Annotated in this window: 4 protein-coding genes and 1 pseudogene; 1 reads left to right on the top strand and 4 read right to left on the bottom strand. The window is 59.8% G+C overall.

The annotated features are described in order from the left end of the window. Positions 1–32 precede the first annotated feature (32 nt). Positions 33–1,097: a glycerophosphodiester phosphodiesterase family protein gene (locus Q5H33_RS08090; RefSeq protein WP_302423946.1), complete on the top strand. Its 1,065-nt coding sequence runs from the start codon at positions 33–35 to the stop codon at positions 1,095–1,097. A 113-nt stretch (positions 1,098–1,210) separates the two neighbouring features. Here Q5H33_RS08090 and upp read toward each other — a convergent pair whose 3' ends face one another. The 4 genes and pseudogenes from upp to Q5H33_RS08070 form a co-directional block, all read right to left on the bottom strand. Beyond that, positions 1,211–1,852, bottom strand: coding sequence for a uracil phosphoribosyltransferase (upp, locus tag Q5H33_RS08085; RefSeq protein ID WP_004220320.1), 642 nt, complete (start codon positions 1,850–1,852; stop codon positions 1,211–1,213). A 333-nt stretch (positions 1,853–2,185) separates the two neighbouring features. Then, positions 2,186–2,929: a hypothetical protein gene (locus Q5H33_RS08080; protein WP_022245680.1), complete on the bottom strand. Its 744-nt coding sequence runs from the start codon at positions 2,927–2,929 to the stop codon at positions 2,186–2,188. 1 nt (position 2,930) lies between these two features. Continuing rightward, positions 2,931–4,028, bottom strand: coding sequence for an NUDIX hydrolase (locus Q5H33_RS08075; protein ID WP_302423944.1), 1,098 nt, complete (start codon positions 4,026–4,028; stop codon positions 2,931–2,933). 151 nt (positions 4,029–4,179) lie between these two features. Further along, positions 4,180–4,988 (bottom strand): annotated as a pseudogene (locus Q5H33_RS08070) (RNA degradosome polyphosphate kinase); the annotation flags it as partial.

Here is a 4,988-nt window from a genome sequence, read left to right as displayed (position 1 = left end):
TGCGCGAGCGGCCGCGTAAGGGAGGAAAGCCCATGTCCAAATCATTCGTCAACAAGGCGCTGCTCGGCGGCGCAGTCGCTGCAGGCGCCGCAGTGTGGGCGATCGCGCCGCGTACCTTCTCCGATAAGCGCCGCAATTATGTGCCGTCCATTCCCGACGTGTGGTACGCGCATCGTGGCCTGCATGACGCGGGTTCCGGTCTGACCGCGCAGTATGCCAACGAGAGCGGCGAGTATGTGGCGCTGGCACGTCGCATGGCCATGAAGGCCGGCTATGGCAGCCCCAGCGTGACTGGTGCGATCGCTCCGGAGAACTCGCTTGCGGCATTCGCAGCGGCTTGCGAAGCCGGCTATGGCATCGAGCTTGACCTGCAGATGACCGCCGACGGCGAAATCGTGGTGGTGCATGACGGCGATCTGATGCGCGTCGCCGGAGATCCACGCCGTATCGCCGATCTCACGTACGATGAGCTGACCCGCATCCCGCTGTTCCCGACCGACGCCCCCGGTGCCGCCGTGGCAGCGCCGTTGCCGGGTTCGCTTGAAAATCCGCCGCTGGTCACCACACCTGACAGCGCTCCGGAAGGGTATTTCCAGCATGTGCCACTGTTCGCCGACGTGCTCAAGGTAGTGGCGGGTCGTGTGCCGCTGATCGTCGAATACAAGTTCGACGACAATTCCAAGTGGGGTTCGCGCGATGTCGAGCTCATGGAAAAGGGCGACGCGCTGCTGCAGGCCTATTCCGGCGCGTATGTGATCGAATCGTTCAATCCGGCAGCCGTCAACTGGTATAAGGAGAACCGTCCGGAAGTGTGCCGTGGCCAGCTTTCCTGGTGGCCGCAGGGGGAGGAGAAGCCGTCTGATCCTGCTGCGCTCGCCAAGGAATATGCGGCCGGTGCGCTGTTTTTCGACTGGATTTCCCGCCCTGATTTCGTCGCCTACGATTGGCATGGCGGCAACAGTCCGCAGGTACGGTTGGCTCGTTTCATGGGTGCCGTTCCCGTGTCGTGGACGGTGCGCAGCCGCGACGAGCTCGCCCAGTGCGATGACTGGTTCGACCATCATATTTTCGAGGCGTTCGTCCCCGACGAGCAGTAGAGGTTTTACATATGATTTCGGCCTGCCGCCGCATGATTTGCGTTGTGGCAGGCCGTTTTTATTCGATTTACTTGATTGACTGATTGGGTTGATTCGGTTGAGCTCTGATGCGGTCAGTCGATCACGCCATATAGACGGTCGCCGGCATCGCCCAAGCCTGGCACGATGTAGCACTTGTCGTTGAGCTTCTCGTCGACGGCGCACAGCACCAGCTTGAACTTAATGGATGGGTCGAGGTTCTCCTCAACGAACTTCAGGCCTTCCGGAGCGCCCAGAATGCACACGGCGGTAACATCCTTTGCGCCGCGCTCGGCCAGGTAATGTGTTGCTGCGACCAGCGTGCCGCCAGTGGCGAGCATCGGGTCGATCAGGAAGCACTGACGGCCGCTCAGATCGTCGGGCAGACGGTTCGCGTACGTGATCTGCTGGGTTGGGTTCTCCTCGTCGCGCTTCATGCCAAGGAAGCCGACCTCAGCGGACGGGATCATCTTGGTCATGCCGTCAAGCATGCCCAGGCCAGCGCGCAGCACAGGCACAATGATCGGCGCCGGGGAAGCGATGTGCTTGCCTACCATCGGAGCGACGGGGGTCTCGATCGGCTTGTCCACGACTTCGACGTCGCGGGTGGCCTCGTAGGCCTCAAGCATCACGAGTTCGGAAACGAGCTCGCGGAACGTGGAGGACGGGGTGTTCTTGTCGCGAAGAACGGTGAGCTTGTGGTCCACCAGCGGGTGGTTCAAAACATGAATATCCATGTCTTCTAAGCGTAGTCCATAATCGCGAGGAAAAGCGCGGGAACTGGGAAAGGAGCCAAGAAAGAAACTGAAAATCGTATAAAAAAACAACGAAACTTAAGAAGAGGGAAAGCGCCGAACCACGAAAGCGCCTGTCGGCGCAAAGGCCGCTCGCAGCGGCAAAAAATGGAGCCCGGGGCTATGCATGGCCCGACGCGGATTCCTATTCTACAGATGCTGCAGACCGTACGTTACGTCGTGTCGCGAATTGATGGTGCGAGCGCCGTAAAACACTTCCGGTAGCGGTACAGAGGTGGGTGCAGAGGCAGGTGCAGGGGACGGGTACGGAACGCGTTACTCCAGTTTTCCGCGACGCCACAGATTCGCCCCATGGCGAAAATCCTTGGCCGTGACGAACAGATTGCCGGCCGTGTGCATCAAACGGGACGATTTCGTACGTACCTGCTTTTCCATGGCGGAAATGCCGGAATCGCTGCTATCGGAACCTTCCGCAGCTTTCAATCGTGCGATCATATTGCGTGCCTCGATGCGCAATCCCAACGCAACCACGTCGGTGAACGCGGCCGCACGTTCCAGCGCAACCGCAAAATCGCCGGTGAACGCGCCTGCGAGAATCGAATCGGCAATATGCGCAATGTCATCTTCCGTGGGCGCCTGATCGACGCCGGCAATCGCCGAGGCGGTAGTGGCAACCGGCTCTCCAGCGCGCCACAACCGCGCGATCGACTCGCGATTCTTCCGCATCCACGTGCGCAGCAGATACAGCCGCCACAGAATGCCCGGCAGCGAATCCGGCTCGGCGCTGCTCCACAGTTCGGCGATCACGTCAACGCCCTCGCGGTCCACCAGCGTGAGCACGCGCTCCACCAGTTCGGCATCCTGCGTATGATGCACGCGGTCCAACAGTGCGGCCGCCGAAGCGTGGCTCATCTCGTTGATTTGCGCCGGATCGGCACCTCCCGCGATATTGTCGGCCATCATCTGGTCGAGTTGCCCCGGGCGGGCCGGACGCGGCGATCCGGTGTTGGTGAAACCGGCGGAACGGCTTGGTACAACCGATCCGGAACCGTAATGCATGCTAGTAGACAATGGGCGAAACCTTTTGAATATCGATAATGCTGGGACCTTGCGGCGTATCGATTATAAACAGCGCTACGGCGGTGCCGGTAGGCATGAACGGCGTTTTGGCGATGAGCTGCTTGGAGAGCGCTTTGCGGGCGCATAGTCCGCGCAAGTGATCGAACATGCCTCCGATAACCGGTCGGTGCATGCAGATCGCCGTGGTTTCGCGGGTCTCGAGCGTGAGCTGGATCTGCTTGAGGAACGCCAGCCATGCGATGGTCGGGTGCTCGGCGAAGGCGTCTTCGGTGAGCGCGTCGATGTGTTCCATCGGGCGTTCGGTCTGCCAGCTAAGCACCTGCAGTGTTTCCTGGCAGCGCAGCCATGGTGAGGTTGCGAGGCGGGTTGGGTTGTAGCAGGCGAGTTCGCGGTTGAGTGCGAATGCCGCGGCCGCGCCTTTCGGAGTGATCGGCCGGTTCGCGTCGGTGCCTTTCCAGGATTTGCGCGATTCGGCCTTGGCATGACGCACGATCATCAGATTCTGCGCGGTCGCGGCACCCTCCTGTACGCGGTCCACAAAAATGGCGAGGGTGTCTTTATCGGTGGAATGCGTGAGGATTTTACGTGCTTCACGTACGGAAACCCACACGATATCGTTGATTTCGCCTACATCCGCGCGATGCACGGGGCCGAATGCGTCAAGCAGATGTTCCGCATCATCTCCGGAAATCGGTTGCGCCATCCAATACAACGTGTGCTTGGTGTCGACGGCGCGATCGTGTGAATGCCGGGTTTTCTTGCCTTCTTCGGACAGTGGATATTCGACTTCGCACAGATACGGGCCGAGTGCGATGGAAATGCCTGTCTCCTCGCCGATTTCTCGCACTGCGGCATGACGATGCGATTCGCCCTGCTCGAGTTTGCCTTTCGGCCAGCTCCAGTCATCGTACTTTGGTCGATGCACGATGCACACTTCAATGCTGTTGAGTTGTTCCTTTGGAGTTTTCTGCGCTGCGATTGCTGGATTTTCCGCGATTTCGCTACCGGTTTTCCACCGCCATACAATACCCCCGGCGGCTTCTACGACACGTCTCATGCTCTCGCTCATATCTTTCATTGTAAGTGGTTGGGCACGGGTTTCCCCATGATTGCGCGACGGCAATCGTGCCATCCGAGTTTTCCTGCGTTTTCCCACGATGGTGATCGCGTATGCCATAACATAGGAAATGGCCGATTCTGCAACAGCAGAATCGGCCATTTCCTACGGTTTAGTGCCTTGCCGGTCGGCGCGTATGCTTCTTGATGAGATATTCCTGGGAATCGACCAGCGGGCGACCCTCCTCATCCTTCGCATGACGCACGTAGGTTCCGTCGGCTGCCATATGCCACGAGGTGGTGGAATCGGCCATTTGCAGATCCACGTACTTGATCAGCTCGTCGATCTGCTCCGGAGCGGTGATGCGTACCAGCGCTTCGACTCGACGGTCGAGATTGCGGTGCATCAGATCGGCGGAACCGATCCACACTTCCGGACCTGCGGCCGGACCTTCACCGATCTGCGGGCCATCGGAGTTCGCGAATGCGTAGATACGGCTGTGCTCGAGGAAACGACCCAGAATGGAACGCACGCGAATGTTCTCGGAAAGTCCTGGAACACCCGGCTTGAGCGCGCAGATGCCGCGTTCCACGATGTCGATCTTCACGCCGGCCTGGCTTGCACGGTACAGCGCGTCGATGGTCTTCTCGTCCACGATGGAGTTGACCTTGATCTTAATCCATGCTTCCTTGCCTGCGCGTGCCGCATCCTCTTCGCGGCGGATGCGCTGAATCAGACCGGAACGTACGGTACGCGGCGCTACCAGCAGACGGTGGAAGCTCGACTTCGGCGCATAACCGGACAGCTGGTTGAACAGGCGGGTCATATCCTGGCCGACCACCGGATCGCAGGTCAGCAGGCCGAGATCGGTGTAGATGCGGGCGGTCTTCGGATTGTAGTTACCGGTGCCCACATGGCAGTAGCGGCGCAGGCCGTCGGCTTCCTGACGCACCACAAGGCTCAGCTTGCAGTGGGTCTTCA

This window comes from uncultured Bifidobacterium sp. (assembly GCF_959020145.1).
In the GTDB taxonomy this organism is placed as follows: Bacteria; Actinomycetota; Actinomycetes; order Actinomycetales; family Bifidobacteriaceae; genus Bifidobacterium.
The sequence above is the reverse complement of the archived record's forward strand: the minus strand, read 5'-3'. Positions and strand labels throughout refer to the sequence as shown.

What these genes read in the sequence shown, in the direction of transcription:
- Q5H33_RS08080 (WP_022245680.1), bottom strand. Translation starts at nt 2,929, where the DNA reads ATGCATTACGGTTCCGGATCGGTTGTACCAAGCCGTTCCGCCGGTTTC.
- Q5H33_RS08075 (WP_302423944.1), bottom strand. Translation starts at nt 4,028, where the DNA reads ATGAAAGATATGAGCGAGAGCATGAGACGTGTCGTAGAAGCCGCCGGG.
- upp (WP_004220320.1), bottom strand. Translation starts at nt 1,852, where the DNA reads ATGGATATTCATGTTTTGAACCACCCGCTGGTGGACCACAAGCTCACC.
- Q5H33_RS08090 (WP_302423946.1), top strand. Translation starts at nt 33, where the DNA reads ATGTCCAAATCATTCGTCAACAAGGCGCTGCTCGGCGGCGCAGTCGCT.